Genomic DNA, 23,807 nt, shown 5'->3' with positions numbered 1-23,807 from the left:
CTTATTGTTTAGTTTATTCTAGCCTTTGCCAGGAATTATCCACCTCACCCGCCACCTTCTTACCTGAATAAAAATCGGAGAACGTTTATAAAATTTAACACTCCGGTAGCTGGCCCGACAGGTCCGATTACAGCGTTCATGCGATCGACAAAATCGACGAGACCCCTGCGAGATACGATAATCATGTCGTTGTTGCGAAGTTGAGGATTGGTTTCTTCGTTAATTCCTTGAGTTAAATTGACTTCGATCGTCCGTTTAGTAGCTGTACCGTCGTTATTGAGGCGGACTAGCTCAACTTTATCCCTTCTAGCTCTGGTATTCTCGTAGCCAAAAAATCCTCTGGAAACTAAAGCTTGATTCAGTGTGGCATTAGCTGGGAGCCTCAAGGGATCGAGGGATGTTCTGAGTTCTCCTACTACAAAAACGTTAATGCCAGTGGGAGCAAAGTTAGTGCTCGCGAGTACGCCAGCTTCTGCAGGGTTGACGATCGTAGCTTTGGGCACGATGATCGTGTCTCCCTCCTGGAGGATGGTATCTTGGGCGCCGTCGCCGGACTCTAGGAACTGCCACAGATTGACTGGGATAATTTGTTCGCCTCTTCTGGTGACGCGCCGCACTTGGATTTGCCGGATGTCGGCATCGGAGGTGATGCCGCCGGCTAGCTGAATGGCCCGGATGACGGTGGGAAAACCTTCGCGGCTGAGGTCGTTTGTGGTGTTACCGCCGATCACGACGTATGCCCCGGGGCGGGTGACTTGACCAACGATGGAGATCGATCGAGGTTTTTCTGGGGGTGGCGAAAAGTTGGCTGTCGCAAATTGACGAGCTTCTGCTTGGTTGAAGTTGGCGACTGTGGGAATCACGATTGTGTCTCTGTCTTGCAAAATGATGTCTTGAGAGATGTCTCCTTCTTGCAAGAATTTCCACAGGTTGACGTTGAGCACTTGATCCGGGCCGTCTCGTTGGGGACGGCGGACGCGGATGTTGCGGATGTCGGCGACACCCGTGACGCCTTCTGCGAGTCTGATCGCTTGGGTGACGGTGGGGTACTGGACACTCGGCGTGGCTCCCGGGCCAGGAGTTAGGGTAATGGTGAAGTTTCCGGGCCTGGTGACTTCTCCGATGACGCCGACGTTGAGGGGGCGGGCGGCGACGAGGCTGACTGTGACGATGGGGTCTTTGAGGACGCGACGGTAGGCGTTGCGGATGATGTTGGTGGCTTCTACTAAGGTGCGGCCACGGACGGAGACCAAGCCGATGAGGGGCAGGTTGACTGAACCGTCGGAAAGGACTTCGTAGCCGCGGCTGAGTTCGGGTACTTCGAGTATTTCTACTTGGATACGATCGCCTCCGCCGAGTTTATAGCTTTCCGGCGCTCTCCTAACGGGCGCAACGGTCTGGGCTTGGTCTGCGCCTAGGGGGATGGGAAGTTGTGCCGGGGTGCTTCTGGCATCAGCGATGAAAGTGGAAGCAAACAAGACAACACCCACAACCGACGGGGCTATCTGTCTGGGAAAATGGGTGTTAACCATACACCACCTAATTTTATTGACTATGATTTATATAAGTGTAGCCTTTTTAGTGCTGGGCAAAAAGCTCATTATTTTAAGCGATCGCCGAAAAAACGATGCTGTATTTTTGCTTTATGCCTAATTTCTGTGTTAGCGTGGTTGCGGGTTGACGGCTATATTTTATATCTAGATAATTTGCTCTTATTTCGGATAAAGGAAAGCAATTATGACTGAACCACTGTCTCTACCAAATATGCTGAAAGATCTGATCTTAGGGAGTTCTTCATTGACATGGATGCTACTTGCTATATTCGCGATGGTCACTCTACTATTATTTCACTTCGCCAGCTATAAAAAAAATAAGTTTGGCTTTAGAAAAAAGCTTTGCTGGTCTTTATATTTTCATCTCTCCCTTTCTAACACAACCTCCTTTTAATTACTTGCATTCTATTAACTTGAAAGAACCAGACGGTGGCACATTAAAACTCATACCTTATTTTTTTTACCCCTGGGTAGTATTGATTTTGATTTCAAGAATTAAAATTTTTAGTAGCAATTTTATAGAAGTTTTTGCCAAAATATTGACAATGAATCCTTTCTTTTTACTTTATACATTACTTCCATTACTGTCTACATTCTGGTCTCTCTTTCCTGAAGAAACGCTAAGAGCAGGCCTAGCTTTTTCAGGATTTACTGCTTTTGGTTTTTATATTGCAGCGCAATATAAATGGGAGGATTTATCTGGTTTTTGGCGGTGAGGATACACGGCCATCGGTTTGGCAAGTTTTGTAATGAAACCCCCTGGCTCAGGAGATTTTGTCGGCTTAACCCAATCTAAAAATTCTTTGGGTGGAGTCTTAGCTCTCTGTACGGCATTTTGGTATTTGCATTATTCTCAAGGCGCTAAAACTCCGAAAGAGCGCTGGATTGCTTTGGGAATGATGTTCTTTTCATTTTACCTAGTAAGGGCTAATAAATCGGGGTCGGCTCTAGTGATTACTATCATATTAATAATTGCTGTGTCGTCTCTAGATTTTCTAAAAAAATTAAGTTTTCAGTGGGCATTTACTGCTATTATATGTTTCCTGGTGGTCAGTATAATTATGACAGTTTTTGTAGTAGACAACCTAGAGGATATTATTGTAGGTGGGTTAGGCAAGGACTTGACTCTAACTGGGCGGACAGAATTCTGGCCGCAGTTAATCGCTGCGGTCAATCAGCGCCCCTGGCTGGGCTACGGATTCGATGGATTTTTTCAACAAGATAAGTTTGGCTCGGCTACTCCTGCTTATTTTATTTATACTCCTAATGGATTTCAACCTAAAAATCCTCACAATGGGGGGATTGGGATCTTGTTAGCCTTCGGTTGGCCGGGATTAATTTTAATGATGACTTCCTTGCTGCTGAATTTAGCTTACGCAGTTCGGTATTTGAGTGGTAGCACCATGGAAGAAGCGGGAATACCTATTTGTTTTCTAGTGTCTATTATTATAAGCAACATCACAGAAGGTTATATTATAAGTATAGCAAATCCTTGGCTGAGTTACGCAATGTTGACGGTTCGACTGGCGATAGATAATGCTAACAATAGTTCTAACAGTAGCACCAGTAGCCCTCAAAGGCGTTCTTTAGCTGGCACTGTCCATTGAAGTAAGCATTGGGCGGACCGTGGGTCAATTTGGGGAGCATCTCATATTTGTAAAAACACTTCTTCTGGCTCCTTCCTTCTTCCTCTTTCCTCCTGCCTCCTCCCTCGTGCCTCCTGCCTCCAAACTCCAATTTCTAGGTCGGCTGCTTTCATTGAGATGTTCTCTCAAGTTGTGATATGTTGTTATAGGATCAACCAGTCTAATTTTGCGAGATTGGCGACCATGCCAGAACTGCGTTTGTGTTTTGTAAAGATTTAAAATATTCTGATGCTAGATAAGTTAACTGCGGTCAGTCAAAGGCTCGGCCCTAATCTGCGCCAGGTACTCAGCAACATAGCTTGGCTGTTGACTGACCAAATCTTGCAGATGGGTTTGGGTTTAGTCGTAGGCCTTTGGGTGGCTCGCTATCTTGGTCCGACACAATTTGGATTGCTCAACTACGCGATCGCCTTTGTGTCGCTGTTTAGTTCGGTGGCCACGATGGGGTTGGGTACTCTGGTAGTGAGGAATATCGCTCGCGACCCAGAATGCAAAAATGAGACCCTGGGAACTGCCTTCGGACTGCAATTTACTGGTGGTATAATCACTCTGGTGTTAACTGTCACCGTGATTGCGCTACTCAAGCCCAACGACACTCTGACTCGGTGGCTGGTAGGTATCATCGCAGCGGGAACTATCTTTAATGCTTTTGAGGCTATCAATTTTTGGTTTCAGTCCCAAATCCAGTCAAAATATACAGTTTTCGCTAAAAATTCGGTATGTTTTTTAGTTGCTGCTTTCAGAATTGGCTTAGTGACAATTAAAGCCCCCCTGCTTGCCTTCGCCTGGGTGCGATTGGCAGAGGTGGCATTGGTAGGAATCGCTTATGTATATTTTTATAAGCTTACGGGGAATAAAATTAAGGATTGGCAATTCAGTTGGGAACGGGGCAAGGAACTGCTATCGGAGAGTTGGCCGATAATTTTGTCGGGATTGGCAGTTTATGTATACTCAAAAACCGACCAGATCATGCTGGGTGCGATGAATAAAAATGCAGAACTGGGCTATTATGCTGCCGCTGTGAAAATTTCAGAAATCTGCGATTTCTTGCCGATGATCATATCCAGCTCTATTTTTCCCAAATTAGCGAATTTTAGAAAGACAAATTATGAAGAATATCTAAATAAATTTCAAATTTACTCGGATATTATGATATTTTTATGGTTGGGAGTGGCCATACCAATATCATTACTTTCTCCCTGGATAGTGCATCTGCTTTACGGTGAAAAATATTCGAAGTCAGCAGCGGTACTGGCAATCTATGTTTGGGCGCAATTTGGCAGTAACTTTGGAGTAGCACGGAGCACATATTTGAACATAGAAGGTCAGTTACGCTACGGTCTTTACTTGACTGTAGTCGGATCTATTTTTAACGTAGGGTTAAACTTTTTGCTGATTCCTAAGTATGGAGCTTTTGGAGCAACGGTGGCTACTCTGATAACTTATTTTTACGTGATTATATTAGTCAATTTTTTGATTAAGGAATTGCGTCCTTTCGGAAATTTTATCTGGCGATCCCTTAACTTATACAAGGCCGCTTGTAGAATCAGAGGATTATTAAAGTGATTCAAATTAAACCTAAAATCGAACAGCGCTCGAATTGCCCCTATTGCGGGACAGATCTCAATCCCAAAACTATTTTGTGGCAGGGAATTCACATTGTTATAGATTCTAAGTGCGGCGGATGCGGCCGCGAAATCATCGATGAGCTGAAAGTAGGTCATGGAGTCACAAACTCCCTGCAAGTTGATTTAAGGAAAGCTGCAGTGTTTGCGGAGAATGCTTTCGCAAAGGATTGGTTGGGGAAAGCGTTACTCAACTCACTCCAAAATCCTCGACCCGAAAAACTTGAGATTGCAAAAGAATTTTTTAAGCCGTGCAAGCGAGCAATCATCTTAAACTGTATCGATCATCTTTATGGTCACTCCCTGTTAAAGTTGCTAAATGCACAAAGGCACTTAGACGGCAATCCGGAGTGTGGATTAGTGGTGATAGTTCCTAAGTTTTTAAGGTGGATGGTTCCCGATGGAGTTGCTGAAGTCTGGACAGTGCCTATTTCTTTACAAAATGGTCAAAATTACTATCCCAGCTTCGCTGAGTTTGTTGAGGAAGAAACTAAACGTTTTGAAGAAATTTATGTCAGTGAAGCTTATTCTCATCCAAGTCGGTTTGACATCACGCGGTTTAGTCGAGTACCCAAACACAACTTTGAGTACCAAGAAATAAAAATTACTTTTATTTGGCGGGAAGATCGCCTGTTAGTTAACCGTTTGCTCTTGCGAGGTCTTAGAAAGCTGAATCAAGGAGAAATCGCACTGGCATTGCAAAATTTGAAAATTCAGCAGTTATTTGAGAAAATTAGGTTGCAACTACCTGAAGCAAAATTTGCAGTGGCTGGTCTGGGGACAAAAACTAAGTTTCCAGAATGGATTGAAGATTACAGGGTGGATACTTTTAATGAAAAAATTGAAAAGGAAATATGCCGTGTTTATTCAGAAAGCCGCTTAGTAATTGGTCTTCATGGCTCTAATATGCTGCTGCCTTCTAGCCATGCTGGCATGACAATTGATTTGATAGATGAGCGGTGGGGGAACTTTGCACAAGATATTTTATACCAAGAAAGCGACCCTAGAATGGCTACTTTTCGCTATAGATTTTTGCCGTATCAGATTAGCAATGATACACTGGCATTCATAGCGGCTGTGATGGTTCTGAAGTGGTCTAAGTTTAAATCCCAGATGACGGCTGATGTTGTTGATTGAGATTGTGAAGAAAAACTGACCTATAACCATCAAATAAATTGTGGCATGGGTCAGGTTTAAGTGACAAGTCTGATTCAGTCACTCAACAATATCCCCATAACTCTTGAATCCCGACAGTCGGGCGTATCGTTAAATATTGTAAATTTAACCTCCCAATACCACGCGGAACTCAAGTTTGAAAGTTAGGATTATATAAAAATCATGGAGAAATTAAATGAAAAACAGAGGTTCTGTGTATATAGTCACTGGAATGTGCTGCGATCGAGAAGGTGAAGAAAGTATTTATCCTCAAGGATTAAATATCAAATCTTCATCAGGCCAGTTCCAATCTATTTACTGGCAGTGCGTTGTAGTATTTTTTGCTACGAGTGTGAGAAATAATCCTAGTGCCAATCATATCTTGTGTACCAATGCAGAAAAATTACCCAATCTAGGCAACTTCAACATGGAAGAATTTTTTGCCAACATCGGTGTGAAGGTGGCTCAGCTACCTTTCACCTATAAGCATCCGCTAGAATACTTCCACGCTTTCAGGAGTACATATTTCAAATTCGATATTGTTAAATACCTCAAAAACAACTCCGAATCGAACGATATATGTATGTCGCTAGATTCTGATTGCGTGTGGGTTAATTCGGTAGATAGAATGATAGAAGCAATCGAAAAAAATGGGATAGCTACTTATGAGCGCTTTTACCCAGAAGATCAAGCGATTAATGGTTTGACTAGAGGAGAAATGCAAAAAATTTACTCTGAACTAGGGTACAATATTGAGCAGGCTCCTCCTTATTTTGGAGCTGAATTAATTGGGGGAACCGGAGAGAATATTAAAAAATTATCTGAAGAAATTGACTTGATTTGGAATATTTCTTTAGAAAGGTTTGCACAAGGCAAATCCAAATTTAATACAGAGGAGCAGATGTTAACCTATATTTATAACAAGCAAGGGTATGCACCGGGAACTGCAAACCCTTATCTTGAACGGATATGGACATCAGCGCAATTTTACACGGCAAGTAAATCAAATTTTCAGCTTGATGTTTGGCATCTGCCAGCAGAAAAAAGTAGGGGAATTAAGAGACTTTTCCTACAAGTATCCAATCCCAAATCCTTGTTTTGGACTCTGCCAGTGGGAGAGGAGTTTATGAAATATGTTGGCGGATATGTAGGGATACCTAAACGTAATATTTCTAAAATAATAGTTGAGACTTTAGAAGACAGAAAATCCGGCATAAAAAGGAGACTATCTCATGTTAAAAATCTCATAAAGGGATGATCTGCCCAAAAATGTGGTGGTTGCAAATATATCGTTCAAATATCAAGTTTTCCCAACTTGATGATAAAGAAGACCTAAGTAATCATTAAAGATATAAGAGGAGAAAAATAAATGTATGACTGGCAACTAACAACCCCAATTGTCTTGATTATCTTTAAACGCCCTCAAGAAACACAAAGGGTGTTTGAGGCAATTCGTCAGGCAAAACCCCCCAAATTGCTAGTAATTGCTGACGGCCCGCGTCCAGATAGGCCTGGAGAAGATCGAGAATGTGCTGCCGCTAGAGCTATTATTGACCAAGTAGATTGGGACTGCGAAGTTTTGAAAAATTACGCCGACGTAAATCTCGGTTGTCGGCTGCGAGTTTCTAGCGGTATGAATTGGGTGTTTGATACGGTTGAAGAGGCAATTATTCTGGAGGATGACTGTCTCCCTCATCCTACATTTTTCCGCTTCGCTGAAGAATTGCTCGATCGTTACCGAGACGACCACCGGATTCTGTCAATCTCTGGTCAAAATGTTCAGTTTGGCAGGAAAAGAACTGATTATAGTTACTACTTTTCTCGCTACAATCACTGCTGGACTTGGGCGAGTTGGAGGCGAGCTTGGCAGCACTATGATTTAGATATGAAGCTGTGGCCAGAAATTCGTGATGGTAATTTTTTGATGGATGTACTGGGAGACTCCAATGCTGTAAAAGTTTGGACAAATATTTTTCAGCTTTGTTATGAAAAAAAATTACAGAGTTGGGCTTGTCAGTGGACATTTGCTAGCTTTATTCAAAATGGTATTAATATTCTTGCGAATGTTAATTTAGTTTCTAATATCGGACATGGTGTAGGGGGAACTAATACGGAGGATGTCAACAGTCCTTACAGTAATATGCCTGTAGAAGCTATAACATTTCCGATGAAACACCCGCCTTTTGCAATTAGGGATACGCAAGCAGATAATTTTACCCAAAAAACTTTATTTGATTACGATCCGCCGTTGTTAAGAAAGGTGCAAAAAAAAGTAGATAAACTTTTGAAACAATTCCGATAAAATCAGCTAGAAATCTAGAGGATAGGCAGGGAAAATGAAAGTTGTAATTGTTAATAGTTCTGATACGGAAGGGGGGGCAGCCCGCGCCGCTTATCGACTGCAAAAAGGTTTGCAGGGGATTGGTGTTTCTTCGCAAATGCTCGTAAAAAATAAGGGTAGTGGCGATTCAAGTGTAATTTCGTCACAGAATAGTATTACAAATAAGTTGGACAAGATTATTTCAACTTTATATAACTCGCCATTGCGACTTTACCCTGAGAGAAGGTCTGTTATTTTTTCTACAGAATGGTTTCCAGATTCTCTAGATGTCCAAATTTCCCAAATCAAGCCTGATATTATTAATTTACACTGGGTGTGTGGGGGTTATTTACAAGTAGAGAGTATTCCGAGGTTTAATCAACCCTTAGTCTGGACGCTGCACGATATGTGGCCTTTTACAGGTGGATGTCACTACAGTGAAGATTGCGATCGCTACACTCAATCTTGTGGTAGTTGTCCGCAACTTCACAGTAAGAAAGAGTCGGATCTGTCACGGTGGGTGTGGCAGCGGAAAGCTAAAGCTTGGAAAAATCTTAACCTAACTCTGGTTAGCCCTAGTATTTGGTTAGCTAAATGCGCTAATTCTAGTTCTTTATTCAAAGATTTTAGAGTTGAAGTAATTCCTAATGGCATCAATACTCAAAAGTATAAACCCATAAATCGTCAATGGGCGCGAGAAATTCTGAATTTACCTCAAGATAAACAAATTGTACTGTTTGGAAGTGCAGGTGGAACGGGCGATCGCTGGAAAGGATTTAACTTGCTCGTACCCGCTTTACAAAGCCTCAGTAAATCAGGCTGGAAAGATCGGATAGAGTTGGTGGTTTTTGGATCTTCTGAACCCGAAAATCCCATTGAACTTGGTTTTAAAACTAACTATGTCGGGAGACTCGCAGATGATATTTCCCTAGCCACTGTTTATGCAGCAGCAGATATTTTTGTCGCCCCTTCCGTGATAGATAACTTGCCAAATACAGTCATGGAAGCCCTTGCTTGCGGCATCCCCAGCGCTGCATTTAATATTGGGGGACTGCCCGATCTGATCGAACACTGCTCCAATGGCTATTTAGCTCAACCCTATGAAACAGAAGACTTAGCGCGAGGAATTGCTTGGGTTTTAGAAGATCCCAATCGGCATCAAAAACTTTGTATTCGCGCCCGCCAGAAAGTGGAAAAAGAATTTACCTTAGACATACAAGCAAATCGCTATTTGTCTATTTTTAACGATGTTGTGTCAACTCCAAAGTAAAAATCTGATTTTACGTAGTAAATTTTACCTGGCTATCGCTAAAAGCTGCACAATTGGGAACAATGAACCGTACTAAAATCGCCGCCCTTTTAACTTGCTTCAATCGCAAACAAAAAACATTGGCTTGCCTAGAGGCCCTTTTTAAACAGGTACTTCCAGCCGATGTTGATATTTTAGCCTATTTAGTCGATGACGCCAGCACGGACGGCACCAGCGAGGCAGTTCGTCAAATCTATCCTCAAGTCAAGATTTTTTCCGGCGATGGGAACTTATTTTGGAACGGGGGAATGCGTGGGGCTTTCAGCGAAGCAATGAAAGATGATCCAGACTACTACCTCTGGTTAAATGATGACACTATTATTTACCCACAAACAGTAAGTGTCTTGCTAGAAACCTGTCACAAATTATTAGAAAAAGGAGAAACAAAAGCCATCGTTGGCGGTTCTACCTGCGACCCAGAAACTGGTCAAACAACATACGGCGGTATGGTGCGAAATAACCCTTTGCACCCCTTCCGATATGGTGTCTTAGAACCAACAAAAGAGCCTCAAATTTGCGATACTATGCACGGCAACTGCGTATTAGTTCCCCGCAGTGTTGTGCAAATTGTCGGCAACCTCGATCCGGCTTTTGTCCATTATATTGGGGATTGGGATTATGGTTTACGAGCGAGACAGAAAGGATGTACAGTGTGGATTGCTCCCGGTCATTTAGGAACTTGTTCCCTCAACCCCCAGGTGACCAAAACGGCTGCTGAGAATTTAAGCGAAGGATTGGAGAAAATGAGCAAACCGAAAGGTTTATCCTTCAAAGATACTACCCTGCAACCGGCTCAAGAGTGGAAAGTATTTACTCAGCGGCATGGTGGCTTGTTGTGGCCAATTTATTGGCTGCTACCTTATCGAAGGTTAGTTTGGCTTTCAGTGTTGAGTAAGCTGGGATTGACTAAAAACAAAACTCAAGGTGAATAGGATGGTTGATAGAAATGAACTCCGCATTGCTTGGCTCGTTCCTTCGGCAGAATTTGGGGCCTATTGGCCGCCGGTTTTGCATGAGCTCAAAAAACTGATTCCGAACACGATTTTTTATACAGGTCGCCTCTGGCCTCGCTACGATCCGGAAGCTCCTGGTACAGAAGTAGTCGAAGTTGTGGGAGATACTGAATTCATCACCACCCAAAAGATAGAAACTGGGTACAGTCGTGGTTATATTAAGGCTACTCCGGGGATTATTTTTCCTCTTTTGCAATTCAAGCCCCAGGTCATTTTTGCTAGTGGATTTTCGATCTGGACATTGGTAGCTATAATCTTTAAGCCTATAGGGAAATGGCAATTGGTTTTAGTTTATGAAAGTAGTTCCCCGAATGTAGACTTTCGAGATTCTAAGGTGCGATCGACGATTCGACGCTGGATGGGTAAATTTGCTGATACCTTTGTTTCTAATAGTCGCCGAGGTAAAGAATATTTGGTAGAAGTGATTGGGGCTGCCGAAAGTAATATCTTTGCTCAACCTTACATGGTTCCTGATGCTAAAGCTTTGGTACAAAAGTTAGAAAATAATAAGTCTATCTCCTTGTCATTCCCCCACCCAATTTTTCTGTGCGTGGGTCAAGTAATTTCCCGCAAAGGGATTAAGAATCTGTTAGAAGCTTGCAGAATTTTGCAAAGCAAGGGATACTCGAATTACACAGTCATTATCGTTGGAGACGGGGAACAGCGATCGGAACTAGAAGCACTTACAAAAGAATGGGGTTTAGAAAAACAAATTGTTTGGACAGGGTGGATAGAATACGGATACTTGGGCTCTTATTTTCTAGAAGCTGATGTGTTTGTTTTTCCTACGTTAGAAGATACTTGGGGAATGGTGGTGCTAGAAGCGATGGCATTTGGTAAGCCGGTTTTGTGTTCAAAATGGGCTGGGGCTTGCGAAATGATCGTTGAAGGTGAAAATGGTTATATTTTTGATCCCTATCAGTCGGAAGGTATTGCAAACGCGATGCGGGACTTGATTGATTGCCCAGAAAAGTTAGCGATCATGGGCAAAAAATCCCAGCAACTGATCGCTGAACATACACCCGAAAATGCTGCGAAATTAATAGCAGATGTGACTTCGCTAGTATTGGAGAAAAGTTGATGAAAATTCTTTTATCTGCCTTTGCCTGCGAACCCGGACAAGGATCTGAGGAAGGAGTGGGCTGGAATGCGGTGGTAGAAGCCGCCAAGCATCAAGAAGTTTGGGTACTAACTCGCACCTTTTACCGTACCGCTATTGAAGCCTTCCTGGCCACGTACCCGAACCCTAACCTGCACTTTGTCTACATTGAGCCTTTCGGCTGGAGCGAAAACTTTAAAGGTAGACAGGGAGGGCTGCAATTGCACTATTACCTGTGGCAAATTTTGGCTTATTTAGAGGCGCGCCAGCTCCACCGCCAAATTAATTTCGATATCGCCCGCCACGTCACCTACGTTAAATTTTGGTCGCCCAGCTTCATCTCGCTGCTGCCTATTCCTTTTATTTGGGGGCCTGTGGGCGGTGGCGAAGCAGCCCCGAAACCTTTTTGGGCTGATTTTAGCTTTAAGGCAAAACTTTACGAAACGGCGCGAGATTGGGGACAGCGGCTCGGCGAAAGCGATCCCTTTGCCAGGATGACGGCTAGGCGAAGTGTCTTAGCTTTTGCGACAACGGAGGACACGGCGAAGCGGGTGCGGGCGATGGGTGCTAAAAAGGTGCAGGTGCTTTCCGAGGCGTGTCTGTCGAAGGAAGAGATGGCGAGGCTGGGAGAGTGCCAGATGCCAGGGCTTTCCCCGATCAGGTTCATCAGTATGGGGCGGCTGCTGCACTGGAAGGGCTATCACCTTGCGTTGCGGGCATTTGCCCAAGCTAACTTGCCGAATGCCGAATATTGGCTGCTGGGGGATGGCCCGGAACGCGCTCGCCTTCAGTCTCTAGCGCAGGACTTGGGCATTGCCTCTCAAGTTAAGTTGTGGGGGAGGCTGCCACGCGAGGAAACTTTGAGTAAGCTAGGGGAGTCTCATGTACTTATTCACCCTAGCTTGCACGATTCAGGTGGCTGGACTTGCTTGGAGGGGATGGCGGCGGGGCGCCCCATCATCTGCTTGGATCTGGGAGGGCCTGCTACTCAAGTGACGGCGCAAACGGGGATAAAAGTACCTGGTTACAATCCAGAACAGGCAGTGCAGGGTCTAGCTGAGGCGATCGCTAATTTAGCCGGCGATGCAGAGTTGCGATCGCGCTTGGGTGAAGCAGGTCGCAATCACGTCCGGGAAGTATATGATTGGGATGTTAAAGGCGAATTCTTTGCTCAATTGTGCGAAGATATAGTCTATAGAAAATCAGGATAACTTCTGATGGGTTCGATCGGGCAAAACAAAGAAAACTATATTTTTTCAGGCGGTGAAACGTGGGCGTTGCAATCATTACTGGCTCGGCGGGTTTAATTGGCTCTGAGGCGTGTCAGTTCTTTGCCAAACAAGGCTTAGATATAGTTGGGATCGACAATAATATGCGCCAGTTCTTTTTTGGTGCTGATGGTTCTACAAACTGGAACCGGCAACTGCTCGAAAAGTCTTTGGGTACCAAGTATTATCACTTAGATGTGGACATTCGCGACTATGAAGCGATTACCAATATCTTTCAGCGGTACGGCGAGTCGATCGAATTAGTAATTCACACAGCAGCTCAGCCCAGCCATGATTGGGCTTCCCGTGCTCCGAAAATAGACTTTACCGTCAATGCCAACGGCACTCTCAATCTTCTAGAAGTAACTCGCTTGTACTGTCCTAAAGCGGTTTTCATTTTCACTTCTACCAATAAAGTATACGGCGATACGCCTAACAGTTTGCCTTTAATTGAATTAGAACACAGGTGGGAAATTGAACCCGGCCATACTTACGAAAGTGGCATTCGGGAAGATATGTCAATCGATCAGTGCCTGCACAGTTTGTTTGGTGCTTCTAAGGTAGCTGCTGACATTTTAGTCCAAGAATACGGTCGATATTTTGATATGAACACCGCTTGTTTTCGTGGCGGCTGTTTGACGGGGCCAAATCACTCAGGAGCTCAATTGCACGGCTTTCTCGCCTACTTGATGAAGTGTGCTGTCACGGGAACTCCTTACACCGTGTTTGGCTACAAAGGCAAGCAAGTTCGCGATAACATTCATAGCGCTGATTTAATTTCGGCATTTTATGAATTTTATAAAGCTCCCAAAAGCGCCCAAGTTTATAATACAGGAGGAGGCAGGTACAGCAATTGTTCGATGTTAGAAGCTATCCAGATGTGCGAGGCCATTGCAGAACGCAAGTTTAATTGGACTTATGCTGAAGGGAATCGCATTGGCGATCACATTTGGTGGATTAGCGACAATTCAAAATTTTCCAGTCACTATCCCAACTGGAAAATGAAATATAACGTTAAACAAATCTTACAGGAGATTTATGAATGTAACCGCGAGCGTTGGCTGAAAGAGGATGCCAATGAGTGAGCCGGGCAAAAAGAAGGTGCTGGGAATTTCGGTAAACGATTGAAGAATACAAGGTTAAACAAATCTTAGGGGAGATTTATGAGTGTAACCGCGAGCGTTGACTTAAAGAGGTGCTCCATGATTGATAAAGGGAAAAAGAATGTACTGGGCATATTAGTAAATGCCGTTAATTATGAAGCGGCTGTTAGCAAAATTATTGCGGCAGCCAGCGCCGGAAAACCAATGTCAGTTTCTGCTCTCGCGGTTCACGGGGTAATGACTGGGGTTCTCGACAGCACTCATCGTTATCGGATTAATCACATGGACTTAGTATTGCCAGACGGACAGCCTGTCAGGTGGGCGTTAAACTGGCTCTACCATACGGAATTGCCCGATCGAGTTTGCGGGCCGAATGCGATGTTACAAATTTGCGAACGTGCGGCAGAAGAAGGATTACCTATCTATTTGTACGGATCTCAAGCTTCTGTACTGGAAGCTTTATCTCGCAATCTCTGCCAGCGTTTTCCCAAGTTAATTATTGCTGGAACTCAGCCTTCTAAATTTAGGCACGTGTCGCCCCAAGAGAAACAAGAAATTGCACAGCAAATTCGCAACAGCGGTGCAGCAATTACTTTTGTCGGTTTGGGGTGTCCCCGGCAAGAAGTCTGGGCTTACGAATACCGGGACGACTTATCAATGCCATTGATTGCTGTAGGTGCTGCTTACGATTTTCATGCGGGTAATTTGGCTAAATCTCCTGACTTTTTATCTAAAATAGGTTTGGAATGGCTGTTTCGGATGATGAAGGAACCTCGGCGCCTTTGGCAGCGGTATGTTTTTTTGAATCCGCTTTATATCTGGCTGTTTTTGCTACAAGCTTTGAAAATCAAACAGTTCGACCCCACAGACGCCACGCCGCCTGTAGAAGAAGTATTATATGGTTGAAATTTAAAAGTTTTTGGTGAATTATGGGTGCTCACAAGAAAAAATTTAAAAAGCAAACACATCGTAACTAATCGTTTTGAGGTGCAACTACGATCGCATATTCAAGAAAACTGATATCAAATCCGGTGGCATCGGAATTATAGTGGGAGCTTAAGAGCTCGCGATTTGGGTAGCGAGCTCTTAAGCTCCCACTGACATGATCCGAATATATAATTCCGATGCCACCGGAAAGGATATTACGCCCGAAAACAATTTTTACCTTATCTATGTGGTAAGCTGCCGACTGCACACCCTACATACAAAGTTTGTGCGTCAGTCTCGATCGAGTCAGGTGGATTTCTGGGTCAATAGCCGCATTTTGTTTGAGCGAACTCCTGGCATTGGGGATTATTGCAGGGAGCGCAAAAGTATTGTGACTGTTTGACATACTCCCCAGCCTGAAGGCGTGGGGATTCTTTACGCTTCATTGACGGACGCTACGCCCGGTAGTCTTACTCTGTCTCGACGTACATTTAGAGTCGTGCCGATGCCCCAGGCCGACTTTTTCTATATTTACCGAAGCGTTTTCATCTCGGTAGTGTTCTGTACCGCAATTTAAGCAAAGTATAGAACGCACAGACCAATCAATTTTTCCCCATTTATATCCGCAATCAGAGCAAGTTTGGCTTGTAGGTTCCCATCGACTAATAATTACGAACTCACGCCCAAACTTTTCAGATTTAGCCTCGCACAATACCCGAAATTCTCTCCATCCCTGTAGACTAATTGCCCTAGCAATTTTGCGGTTTTTGACCATGCCAGACACGTTTAAATCTTCCAAGACAATGGTTTGGTTTTCACTGACAACCTTGGTAGATAGTTTGTGCAAAAAATCCTTGCGAGTATCAGCAATCTGATTGTGGAGCTTGGCAATCTGAATGCGGGTTTTGTTCCGGCGCTTTGAGTCTTTGGGCTGGCGGGCTAACTTGCGTTGCAGCTTGCGGATTTTTCGGTCTAACTTTTTGTAACTGGGACTTTGGGCTGATGTTCCATCACTCATTACCGCAAAAGTTTTAATTCCCAAATCGATGCCGATACTTTGGTTCTTGGCATCAACTCGATTGGGTTGAATTTCTACGACAAAGCTGAGTAAATAGCGGTTCGCACAGTCTTTGATTACCGTGACCGAACTGGGCTCGGAGGGTAGCTCCCTCGACCAGATTGGTTTAACAATACCGATCTTGGCTAGATAAACTCCATCTCCTTTGATTGAGAAACCTCCGCGAGTCAACCTTGCAGACTGGCTGTTTGTGCGCTTTTTGAACTTAGGATAGCCGACTTTGCGTCCTTTTCTTTTGCTCTTGCAAGACTCAAAAAAGTTTTTGAATGCTGCTTCTAAGTCGGCCACTGACTGTTGCAATGGAATTGCAGAGACTTCGCCTAACCAAGCTCTTTCCTCAGTCTTTTTTGCCTGAGTGATAACAATCTTTTGGAGTTCAGCCGATTTAGGCTTCTTTTGAGATTGTTTGCAGATTGCAAGAGCATCGTTATACACAACACGAACGCAACCGAACAACTGAGCTAAGCTCTGCTGCTGTTGGCTTGTTGGATAGAAACGGTACTGATATCTTGCTTTCATGCTTACTCCGATAACATAATAGGGTGGCAATTGGGTAGCTAAATGACCAGAGAAAGATTAAGTATTCGCATTGCCGTGAGTCGGCTAGAGAAGCTGCGGAGAATTGCCAAACAGAAAGAAAAAACAATGACCCAACTTATAGAGGGCTGGATTGATAAACTTAAAGAGGAAAAGCCGTCAAACGAAGGACGGGGCTTTAGACCCAGTTTTTCGGTAACCAAACTGGATACAAAACCAAAAGTTTATTGCCCTTACCTCGCTCTTGCTATGGCTTTTGGGCTACAATCCGGATCGAATCGTACTTGTTTTCATCAGCCGCAAAAATTGTTTTCAGCAGTAGATTCCAAGCTTGGGCCTTACTGTTTTCTTTGGGCTTTACCATCCGAGGGGATTCCATTGAATCGAACACACTCAAAATTTTTCTTTCATCATCGATCCAACTGTTGGCAAATTGGCGATAGTAGCCATTAAACTCAGTAGAAATTATCTCAAATCCCGCTTTTTCACAGATAGCGCGGAAGCTCTGCGGTGTGAAGAAATACAAATGCCTTGGTACATCTAGATGCATCCATGCAATCCCTGATGACTTCAGCCCAATACAAGAGTTATTTGGTACTTCCATCACCAATTTGCCGCCATCCACGAGCAACTGCATGGCATTGCGGAGTGCAAGTAAAGGATCTCTGGTATGTTCGAGTACGTGGTTCATCACAATCATGTCGTACTGTCTAGACGTGACTTCCGGGGGCAAAGATTCAGCAGTACCATAAAATACATCAAGACCTCGCTGCTCGGCCAAAACCAAAGCTTGTCGATCGGGTTCTACGCCCCAGACTTTGTGACCATCTGCTTGCAGTTCTTGCAGCATTTGGCCGTTGGCGCAACCGATTTCTAATATCGAGCAGGAAGCAGTCGCGAACTGTTGCTTCCACCATTGACTTGTGACATCTACTCCGCGATCGAAACGCCAAGCTAGATGCGTGCGTAATTTATCCCAGAAGGAAATAGAAGAGGAAGACTCGGAACCTGTAGAGTCTATATGATGAGTATAGTAGTCGTCAATCTCGTAGAAACTGGCGATTTTGTTGAGTTCGGGTAAAGGATGAATGCATCCAAGTTGTGACTTTTCGCACCAGTACAATTGAAAGGATTCTTTGTTTGCAGGTCTGCGCCAATCACCGGGTATCAATAGCCACGGTTTCATATTCTGTCCCGATATCGGACAGACGACGGTAGGAATTAAGCAATTTTGACTTGGCATTTTAGTTTTCATTATTTAGGTACTTGATGTACTAATAACCACTGATGTTGGATTTCAAATCCGGAAATAAATTATGTGCCAGTGACCATTGCGGAATCTGAAATACAGCGGATGACGGCCCCAAAATTATTAGGTTTCGGAAACAGGATTGCTGCGGGGTGGTTTTCAGCTTACATCGCATTTAAGGTAACGCATTTAGCTTGCTTTGTCACGTGTAATAAAAAACTACACATTCCGCGATCGGGCTGTGAGTAAGTTTTCCTATATTTAGGAATTCAGCAATAATTAAAGTATAAATTAAGTTATAAAACTGGGTAGCGATGTCGGCTGCGATCGAGATAAATAAAAGCTTTATTGCCTTCATACCTAAGTAATATTATTTATTTTATTGCAAAAGCGAAGTATAAAATTTGCGATTTCATATATCGGTGGACGCAAATGTTGCGCCCGCTACGGTGCCTTGACATAAAAATTTAGCTCCCAGTTGAGTTGGGAAGCCAAACTTTTCTTTAATCTTCATCACAATAGCTGATTGACAAGCAGGGATTTTTATGTAGAGGTCGCCAAGGTCTCCTATCGATCGGCGTAAGCCCCCATCCGTTCTTTGATAAACCGGATATAAAAATGCCTGAAAGTAGACTTAATCACCCGCGGCATACCAAAGTCTATTGGCATCATACTTTCCGGCAACTTCCAATCCAAAACCTTGAGATTTTCCGGCTGCAAAAGCGGAAAATCAAGATCCTCCAAATTCGAGCAAAGCCCCAATCTCATCGCCGCAGCTACAGTGGGAACCGCCGCGGGATCAGCATTAATAATTTCAACTAAAGTTCTGTCCAAAGCAAACACATCATCAGAGGCAGCCAAAATTCCCAAAAACTTAGGTTCCCCGCCGCTTGGCCCGTTACCTTCGTGGCCGATAATGCCATCCAAAATCGTCAAATTAGGGTTAATTGCCCTGGCCGTTTCAACCAGCATTTCACCGAATCTGGCGCTATCTTTGCCAGCTTCCATGTGCCACCAAGCCTTCATTTTGCCTGGGACGCAGCCGAACAAATTTTTCACGCCCATTGTCACGGTTAATTGAACGTGAGATTTGAGTTTGGGCAAATTAATCACTACATCCGCTTCCATTGCTTCTTTGCAAATTCGCAGATGATTGAAATCTTCGCTGACAGTTTCGTAGCGTTTTCCTTGAAACTCAACTACTGGCAAATTCAGTTCTTCCAACAGTGGCAAATAACCGTTGGCTTTGGCTACACCCATTGCACTGCCAAAAGCTGGACTATCACCTAAAAATGGTTTTCCTCCCGCTTCAATGACCATTTTCGCCACGCAGTAAACCAATTCTGGGCGGGTGACACATTCTTTTGTAGGGCGAGAACCGGTGAGGAGATTGGGTTTGAGTAAAACCCGATCGCCCGATTTGACAAAAGCCGAGATTCCGCCCAAGGGTGCCAGCAAACTTTCTAAAGATTTTTGCAAGATTTGGCGATCGTAGGAATTGGCCTGAATTAAACTAACAGCAGACATAATTATGAATTAATTTGTAATTGGTTATCGATCGGGAATAATCTCAGTGTAACACAGGCACATAAAACCATAAGCAGGGTGATCTGCGCCTGCGTTACCAAGAATAATCTCAATACAAATGAACCCTAACTATTCGTTGGCAATCTACCAACTGCCGCCCGCTGCATCGTACTAACTCGCAGCGAGTTAGAGAATATTCCTTGACCTTGCAGTTCAGGGATAGCAGGTTTTACTTCTACTTTTACCACCCTGGCTGTGCAGATAAAAACCGTTTGATCGGCTAAATGGAAAGTCAACCAAGGTTGATTTAATAAATGCAGCACTTCCTCTTGGAATTCTTGTGCCGGTATCGGAATAGTGAAAGTTTCAGCCTGACCTTCCACATAATGAAATGTCACTTGAGTTGTGTTCTCTTTATCTTGAGTTAATTTGGCAAAAGAACCTGCGCGCATAAATCTTGCTCCCAACTTTAGACTATAAAAAAAATTCAGAATTAAATGTAAAAAAAATGAATTCTGAATTGTTTAACTTTCACCTGTGACAGCGATCGGGCAGAACTCAGAAGGCAGAAGGCAGAATTAAATCGAGTTCAGCCTTCTAGTTTCTAGCTGATTCCTGCGAGATCCTATACGTTAGCAGAAGATGTTGGCATAGCACTCATTTTCTCTAAATCTAGAACTTTTGCCAAGTCTTCTGCACTCATTAAACCCCTTTCTAGCACAATTTGCCGCAAAGATTTGCCGGTTTCTAGAGATTCTTTGGCGACAGCGGCGGCGTTGAGATAGCCGATGTGAGTGTTGAGGGCGGTAACGAGGGCGAGACTACCTTCTGCGTAGGCGAGACACCGATCGCCCTTAGCTTCTATTTTTTCGAGGCATTTGGTGCTCAGGGCGCTGATGGTATTGCCCAAAATTTCGATGCTGTGAATGAGATTGTAGGCGATCAGGGGCATCATCACGTTCAATTCTAATTGTCCCGCTTGGGCGGCAAGGGCGATCGCGCTATCGTAACCCATAACTTGAAAACAAACCATCGATGTCATTTCTGCCATCACAGGATTGTATTTTCCCGGCATAATCGACGAACCAGGTTGCACAGGAGGCAATTGAATTTCTTTCAAACCCGTTTTCGGCCCTGAGTCCATCAAACGCAAGTCGTGGGACATTTTAACGCAATCCTGAGCGAGATTTCGCAGTGCACCGGAGACATTTACAAACGGTGCCATACTCTGCATAGCAGCCATTAAATGCCTTGCTGGTTTCAGGGGGTGATCGATTAATTCTGAGAGAATTTCCGCAACTTTTTGACAGTATTCAGGGTGAGTGTTTAACCCTGTTCCTGCCGCACTTCCCCCCAATCCCAGGGATGTCAAATCATCGGATGCCCTGTCAATTCTCAAGGTATGTTCTCTGAGAATTTGCGCCCAAGCGCCGAAGGTATCGCCGAGTCGAACAGGTACGGCATCTTGCATATGAGTGCGGCCGGATTTAACGATATCTTTGAATTCTTCGGCTTTGTTTTCTAGGGCGACTACGGCATCCGACAAAGCCGGAAACAGAGTCTTTTCTAACGCCAACAATCCGCCGATACGAATCGCCGTCGGAATCACATCATTTGTTGATTGACCGTAGTTTACATGATCGTTAGGACTAATGCGCTTGTAGTTGCCTTTTTCGTCGCCCATAATTTCCAAAGCGCGATTTGAAAGAACTTCATTAACATTCATGTGGTGAGAAGTTCCGGCGCCGGCTTGGTAGACATCAACTACAAATTGATCGCGCAATTTGCCAGCTAGGATTTCATCTGCTGCTTGGACAATTGCTTGACTGATGTCTTGGGGAATGCAGCCGAGTTCGCCATTGGCGATCGCCGTTGCTTTTTTAATTAAAACACAAGCATCAACGTATGTTGATAAAGGCTTAATGCCACTAATCGGGAAATTTTCAATAGCCCTTAGAGTTTGGATGCCGTAGTAGACATTAGATGGGATTTGTTTGTCTCCCATCGAGTCGCTTTCGGTTCGGTAGGTTGCGGTTGGCTTTTGAGTCATATCGTCTGGTTTGTGATAATTAGGAATTGTGCAAACAGAACTTACGCACAGTTGGTCAGAAACCGGGTTTCTTGTCGGGGAATCTGTTTGAAAGCGTAGTTTTTTGTCAAGAAACCCGGTTTCTGAAGGTTTTTGTGCGTCCTGGACTGGCAATTTTTTTGGTAACACGGCTGACGGGCGATCTTACTTTTGGGCGCGCGCCGACAACTTTACAGTAATGCGTAAGTCCCGATCGTACAAAATTATCCCACATCTTAGGCTTCAATCTCAAATCTCAAATCTCAAATCGATTGACAGTTTGCAAAAGCTAAAATTAGTCAATCGGCAAGGGCGATCGCACCCAGACAAGGCGAGTCAGCTATAATCATACAAGTAGATCCATTTCACTCATAGTCTTAAACTCCCACGAACAAACCAGCAAAAACTTTCAAACACCCGCTAAATATTTTGATAATCGGCTTTAAGTGCCTCTGCGATTTTTCCGGCTTCAGTAAAGGCTATATCCAGCATTGTTCCCACCGCAGCCCTCCCGGAAAAACCGACGATTTTAATGGCTCACTGAACAGGGCTACAGTTATACTATTGAGGTTCAAGGCGATGGTTAGTCAGCGATCGATAAATTCTTGGTAAAACTGCCCATGCAAACCTAAGAAATTATCCATCCCCTTCTTTGTCAAATACCCGCTATTCTTACCAGTGTGCGGGTTTCTTACGTAGCTAGAAATGGTTTTTGAAACATTAGGATTCTCGCTCCACCTAATGTTGAATGCTGCATAGTTTGGGAAAAAGGTCATTTCTGCATAAGCATCTATGTGGTCATGTATCCACCATGCCAATGCTGTCCAATCTTGAGTGCGCTCATAGTAAGGGATGAATGATGTAACAATAATACATACTGTTGCTCCCATATACCCCTCTGAATCTTTTACATCCCAGATATGTTCTGCATAGTTGGCCTCATTACTGGCACAGTTGTACTGATTTTTATTCTCTGCTCCTTTGGCGTTCACCGCACAAGAACGATAGGCTGAGCGGATACTAATCCGACCAAGCGCATCTTGAATTGGTTCAAGCACCCTCTCACACAAATTCTTTCCTGCTGCGATCGCCAAGTCAGGATCGCTAGGAAGGTTAGGGATACCTTCAATTTGAGAGATTTCTGAATAAAGAAACTCACGCATGAAAAAACTCTTAGAGAGTTGAACCCGTCCTAGCTCTTCCAAAGCTTTAACAGTTTGTGGCTTTCTCATAGATTGAACTCCAGCAATTAGAGGTGAATAGCTTAATTTTAAACACTGGCAGATAATTTAGAAGCATTGTTTCAGCCAAAAGCAACGTTCCGGTTGAGTGGCTAGAAATAACTTTTGCATCACCACCAATATCTTTCGGTAGTCCGCTCCAACCGGGTTGTTAGGCCGCGGCGATCGCCACTTGACGCTGTTATTGTCCGCGTCCTGGTTTGCAATCTGCAAAACCTAATGCCTCTGTGTCAAGGAAACTAGCGATCGCCATCTCAATGACTGCTTCGATTGGGTATTCAATTTCAGCAGCACGAGCAATTAGGGCAGCACGAATTCGTTCAGGAAAACGTCCTAAAATAACTTCGGCATCAGCGAGGGAAAGTTGCTCTTGAAGTTTGGCTTGCATGGCATTTACATCTCAGTTGGAATTTGGACGTTGTAAGGGGGTTCAGTAGCTCTTAGAATGATGGCTTCTAGCTCCAATAGTAACGCAGGGTTCTGCCAGTGAGAAATTGTCTGTACTGCAATCCGTATGTCTTCATCGCTATATTTATCGAGCCATGCCCACAAAAAAGCTTTGTGCCCACCACTGAAGCGACCTCGTAAGCTCTTGGTTTTACCGATGTAGAGCAATCCATCAGTTCTGTGCCTGATTGCATAAATGCCAGGACGCGCAGGAATGCTCTCAAACCCACGGGTCAAGGGTTGACATTGCTCAAAAGGAATGAAAGCAATCGCGTCTAGAATTCTTCGCGCTTGGATTTGTATGTCAGAATCATTCGTTGTCATGAAGGCAAGAAGGCTGATTGCACAGAAATCATAATCCCACAAATTCTGTTACAACCATCATCAACTAGGGATGGTTTCCTGCGCGATCGCACAGAGAAGGCGATCGAGTCCGAGCTGATTTGAGCCTTGGCCGTGCCTGTGTTTTTCTAGGATATGGGAAAGGGGCGAGCGATCGGCTTTCACCTGTCGGTAAAAAATGTAAAGTTATTTCCGTAAAAAACCTGGTTTCTGCGTCCAGGAGTAAGCTGTTCAGCATCTAAAACGCATATTGCATAGTATAATATGATGATATTTATAAAAAGTCAATGCCTACTAAAA

At 44.0% G+C, this 23,807-nt stretch carries 22 protein-coding genes; 12 read left to right on the top strand and 10 right to left on the bottom strand.

Annotation, left to right across the window (positions count from 1 at the left end):
• Nucleotides 1–59 precede the first annotated feature (59 nt).
• Nucleotides 60–1,532 carry a polysaccharide biosynthesis/export family protein gene (locus QT990_RS26355; RefSeq protein WP_333144495.1) on the bottom strand — a complete coding sequence of 491 codons (1,473 nt, stop codon included), beginning with the start codon at nucleotides 1,530–1,532 and terminating at the stop codon, nucleotides 60–62.
• Nucleotides 1,533–1,876: 344 nt separating this feature from the next.
• Between QT990_RS26355 and QT990_RS26350 the strand changes: the two genes are divergently transcribed.
• From QT990_RS26350 to QT990_RS26295, 12 genes are all read left to right on the top strand, one after another.
• Nucleotides 1,877–2,269 carry a hypothetical protein gene (locus QT990_RS26350; RefSeq protein ID WP_333144494.1) on the top strand — a complete coding sequence of 131 codons (393 nt, stop codon included), beginning with the start codon at nucleotides 1,877–1,879 and terminating at the stop codon, nucleotides 2,267–2,269.
• 33 nt (nucleotides 2,270–2,302) lie between these two features.
• Complete coding sequence (locus QT990_RS26345) at nucleotides 2,303–3,160, top strand: O-antigen ligase family protein (RefSeq protein WP_333144493.1); 858 nt, start codon at nucleotides 2,303–2,305, stop codon at nucleotides 3,158–3,160.
• A gap of 267 nt (nucleotides 3,161–3,427) precedes the next feature.
• Entirely contained in the window at nucleotides 3,428–4,765 is a 1,338-nt protein-coding gene (locus tag QT990_RS26340) for a flippase (RefSeq protein ID WP_333144492.1), read from the top strand.
• Entirely contained in the window at nucleotides 4,762–5,961 is a 1,200-nt protein-coding gene (locus tag QT990_RS26335) for a hypothetical protein (RefSeq protein ID WP_333144491.1), read from the top strand. The genes QT990_RS26340 and QT990_RS26335 overlap by 4 nt, the downstream gene beginning before the upstream one ends.
• A gap of 214 nt (nucleotides 5,962–6,175) precedes the next feature.
• Nucleotides 6,176–7,237, top strand: coding sequence for a hypothetical protein (locus tag QT990_RS26330; RefSeq protein WP_333144490.1), 1,062 nt, complete (start codon nucleotides 6,176–6,178; stop codon nucleotides 7,235–7,237).
• 111 nt (nucleotides 7,238–7,348) lie between these two features.
• Nucleotides 7,349–8,281 carry a glycosyltransferase family 2 protein gene (locus tag QT990_RS26325; protein WP_333144489.1) on the top strand — a complete coding sequence of 311 codons (933 nt, stop codon included), beginning with the start codon at nucleotides 7,349–7,351 and terminating at the stop codon, nucleotides 8,279–8,281.
• Nucleotides 8,282–8,315: 34 nt separating this feature from the next.
• Entirely contained in the window at nucleotides 8,316–9,569 is a 1,254-nt protein-coding gene (locus tag QT990_RS26320; protein ID WP_333144488.1) for a glycosyltransferase family 4 protein, read from the top strand.
• 62 nt (nucleotides 9,570–9,631) lie between these two features.
• Nucleotides 9,632–10,540, top strand: a complete 909-nt coding sequence (locus tag QT990_RS26315; protein ID WP_333144487.1) for a glycosyltransferase family 2 protein — start codon at nucleotides 9,632–9,634, stop codon at nucleotides 10,538–10,540.
• Nucleotide 10,541: 1 nt separating this feature from the next.
• Entirely contained in the window at nucleotides 10,542–11,702 is a 1,161-nt protein-coding gene (locus QT990_RS26310) for a glycosyltransferase family 4 protein (RefSeq protein WP_333144486.1), read from the top strand.
• Complete coding sequence (locus QT990_RS26305; RefSeq protein WP_333144485.1) at nucleotides 11,702–12,931, top strand: glycosyltransferase; 1,230 nt, start codon at nucleotides 11,702–11,704, stop codon at nucleotides 12,929–12,931. The genes QT990_RS26310 and QT990_RS26305 overlap by 1 nt, the downstream gene beginning before the upstream one ends.
• Nucleotides 12,932–12,990: 59 nt before the next feature.
• Nucleotides 12,991–14,073, top strand: coding sequence for an NAD-dependent epimerase/dehydratase family protein (locus QT990_RS26300; RefSeq protein WP_333144484.1), 1,083 nt, complete (start codon nucleotides 12,991–12,993; stop codon nucleotides 14,071–14,073).
• Nucleotides 14,074–14,151: 78 nt separating this feature from the next.
• A complete protein-coding gene (locus QT990_RS26295; RefSeq protein WP_333233842.1) occupies nucleotides 14,152–14,997 on the top strand; it encodes a WecB/TagA/CpsF family glycosyltransferase in 846 nt (281 codons plus the stop codon).
• A gap of 463 nt (nucleotides 14,998–15,460) precedes the next feature.
• Here QT990_RS26295 and QT990_RS26290 read toward each other — a convergent pair whose 3' ends face one another.
• The 9 genes from QT990_RS26290 to QT990_RS26250 all read right to left on the bottom strand — a co-directional run bounded on the left by QT990_RS26290 (nucleotide 15,461) and on the right by QT990_RS26250 (nucleotide 23,531).
• Nucleotides 15,461–16,615 (bottom strand): transposase, encoded by a 1,155-nt coding sequence (locus QT990_RS26290; protein ID WP_333309607.1) that lies wholly within the window; start codon nucleotides 16,613–16,615, stop codon nucleotides 15,461–15,463.
• 265 nt (nucleotides 16,616–16,880) lie between these two features.
• A complete protein-coding gene (locus QT990_RS26285; RefSeq protein ID WP_333144480.1) occupies nucleotides 16,881–17,876 on the bottom strand; it encodes a class I SAM-dependent methyltransferase in 996 nt (331 codons plus the stop codon).
• A gap of 208 nt (nucleotides 17,877–18,084) precedes the next feature.
• A complete protein-coding gene (locus QT990_RS26280; RefSeq protein ID WP_333144479.1) occupies nucleotides 18,085–18,240 on the bottom strand; it encodes a hypothetical protein in 156 nt (51 codons plus the stop codon).
• A gap of 209 nt (nucleotides 18,241–18,449) precedes the next feature.
• Nucleotides 18,450–19,409 carry a DUF362 domain-containing protein gene (locus QT990_RS26275; protein WP_333144478.1) on the bottom strand — a complete coding sequence of 320 codons (960 nt, stop codon included), beginning with the start codon at nucleotides 19,407–19,409 and terminating at the stop codon, nucleotides 18,450–18,452.
• A gap of 125 nt (nucleotides 19,410–19,534) precedes the next feature.
• Nucleotides 19,535–19,861, bottom strand: a complete 327-nt coding sequence (locus QT990_RS26270) for a hypothetical protein (protein ID WP_333144477.1) — start codon at nucleotides 19,859–19,861, stop codon at nucleotides 19,535–19,537.
• A gap of 173 nt (nucleotides 19,862–20,034) precedes the next feature.
• The gene (locus QT990_RS26265) at nucleotides 20,035–21,459 is read right to left on the bottom strand and encodes an aspartate ammonia-lyase (RefSeq protein WP_333144476.1); all 1,425 of its coding nucleotides are present in this window, start codon (nucleotides 21,457–21,459) and stop codon (nucleotides 20,035–20,037) included.
• A 605-nt stretch (nucleotides 21,460–22,064) separates the two neighbouring features.
• Nucleotides 22,065–22,709: a peptidase M15 gene (locus QT990_RS26260; protein WP_333144475.1), complete on the bottom strand. Its 645-nt coding sequence runs from the start codon at nucleotides 22,707–22,709 to the stop codon at nucleotides 22,065–22,067.
• Between the two features lie 190 nt (nucleotides 22,710–22,899).
• Complete coding sequence (locus QT990_RS26255; protein ID WP_006631417.1) at nucleotides 22,900–23,106, bottom strand: hypothetical protein; 207 nt, start codon at nucleotides 23,104–23,106, stop codon at nucleotides 22,900–22,902.
• Between the two features lie 5 nt (nucleotides 23,107–23,111).
• On the bottom strand, nucleotides 23,112–23,531 hold the full coding sequence (locus QT990_RS26250; protein ID WP_333144474.1) for a GIY-YIG nuclease family protein: 420 nt from the start codon (nucleotides 23,529–23,531) through the stop codon (nucleotides 23,112–23,114).
• Nucleotides 23,532–23,807 lie beyond the last annotated feature (276 nt).

Source organism: Microcoleus sp. T3_B1, from assembly GCF_036700445.1.
Lineage (GTDB): Bacteria > Cyanobacteriota > Cyanobacteriia > Cyanobacteriales > Microcoleaceae > Microcoleus.
This window is presented reverse-complemented; position numbering and strand designations above follow the sequence as displayed.

Bases quoted from the DNA above. Each gene is read 5' to 3' on its own strand.
- QT990_RS26285 (WP_333144480.1), bottom strand. From the start codon at position 17,876: ATGCCAAGTCAAAATTGCTTAATTCCTACCGTCGTCTGTCCGATATCG.
- QT990_RS26310 (WP_333144486.1), top strand. From the start codon at position 10,542: ATGGTTGATAGAAATGAACTCCGCATTGCTTGGCTCGTTCCTTCGGCA.
- QT990_RS26290 (WP_333309607.1), bottom strand. From the start codon at position 16,615: ATGAAAGCAAGATATCAGTACCGTTTCTATCCAACAAGCCAACAGCAG.
- QT990_RS26275 (WP_333144478.1), bottom strand. From the start codon at position 19,409: ATGTCTGCTGTTAGTTTAATTCAGGCCAATTCCTACGATCGCCAAATC.
- QT990_RS26265 (WP_333144476.1), bottom strand. From the start codon at position 21,459: ATGACTCAAAAGCCAACCGCAACCTACCGAACCGAAAGCGACTCGATG.
- QT990_RS26280 (WP_333144479.1), bottom strand. From the start codon at position 18,240: ATGAAGGCAATAAAGCTTTTATTTATCTCGATCGCAGCCGACATCGCT.
- QT990_RS26255 (WP_006631417.1), bottom strand. From the start codon at position 23,106: ATGCAAGCCAAACTTCAAGAGCAACTTTCCCTCGCTGATGCCGAAGTT.
- QT990_RS26315 (WP_333144487.1), top strand. From the start codon at position 9,632: ATGAACCGTACTAAAATCGCCGCCCTTTTAACTTGCTTCAATCGCAAA.
- QT990_RS26270 (WP_333144477.1), bottom strand. From the start codon at position 19,861: ATGCGCGCAGGTTCTTTTGCCAAATTAACTCAAGATAAAGAGAACACA.
- QT990_RS26345 (WP_333144493.1), top strand. From the start codon at position 2,303: ATGAAACCCCCTGGCTCAGGAGATTTTGTCGGCTTAACCCAATCTAAA.
- QT990_RS26260 (WP_333144475.1), bottom strand. From the start codon at position 22,709: ATGAGAAAGCCACAAACTGTTAAAGCTTTGGAAGAGCTAGGACGGGTT.
- QT990_RS26320 (WP_333144488.1), top strand. From the start codon at position 8,316: ATGAAAGTTGTAATTGTTAATAGTTCTGATACGGAAGGGGGGGCAGCC.
- QT990_RS26295 (WP_333233842.1), top strand. From the start codon at position 14,152: ATGAGTGTAACCGCGAGCGTTGACTTAAAGAGGTGCTCCATGATTGAT.
- QT990_RS26355 (WP_333144495.1), bottom strand. From the start codon at position 1,532: ATGGTTAACACCCATTTTCCCAGACAGATAGCCCCGTCGGTTGTGGGT.
- QT990_RS26325 (WP_333144489.1), top strand. From the start codon at position 7,349: ATGTATGACTGGCAACTAACAACCCCAATTGTCTTGATTATCTTTAAA.
- QT990_RS26340 (WP_333144492.1), top strand. From the start codon at position 3,428: ATGCTAGATAAGTTAACTGCGGTCAGTCAAAGGCTCGGCCCTAATCTG.
- QT990_RS26305 (WP_333144485.1), top strand. From the start codon at position 11,702: ATGAAAATTCTTTTATCTGCCTTTGCCTGCGAACCCGGACAAGGATCT.
- QT990_RS26330 (WP_333144490.1), top strand. From the start codon at position 6,176: ATGAAAAACAGAGGTTCTGTGTATATAGTCACTGGAATGTGCTGCGAT.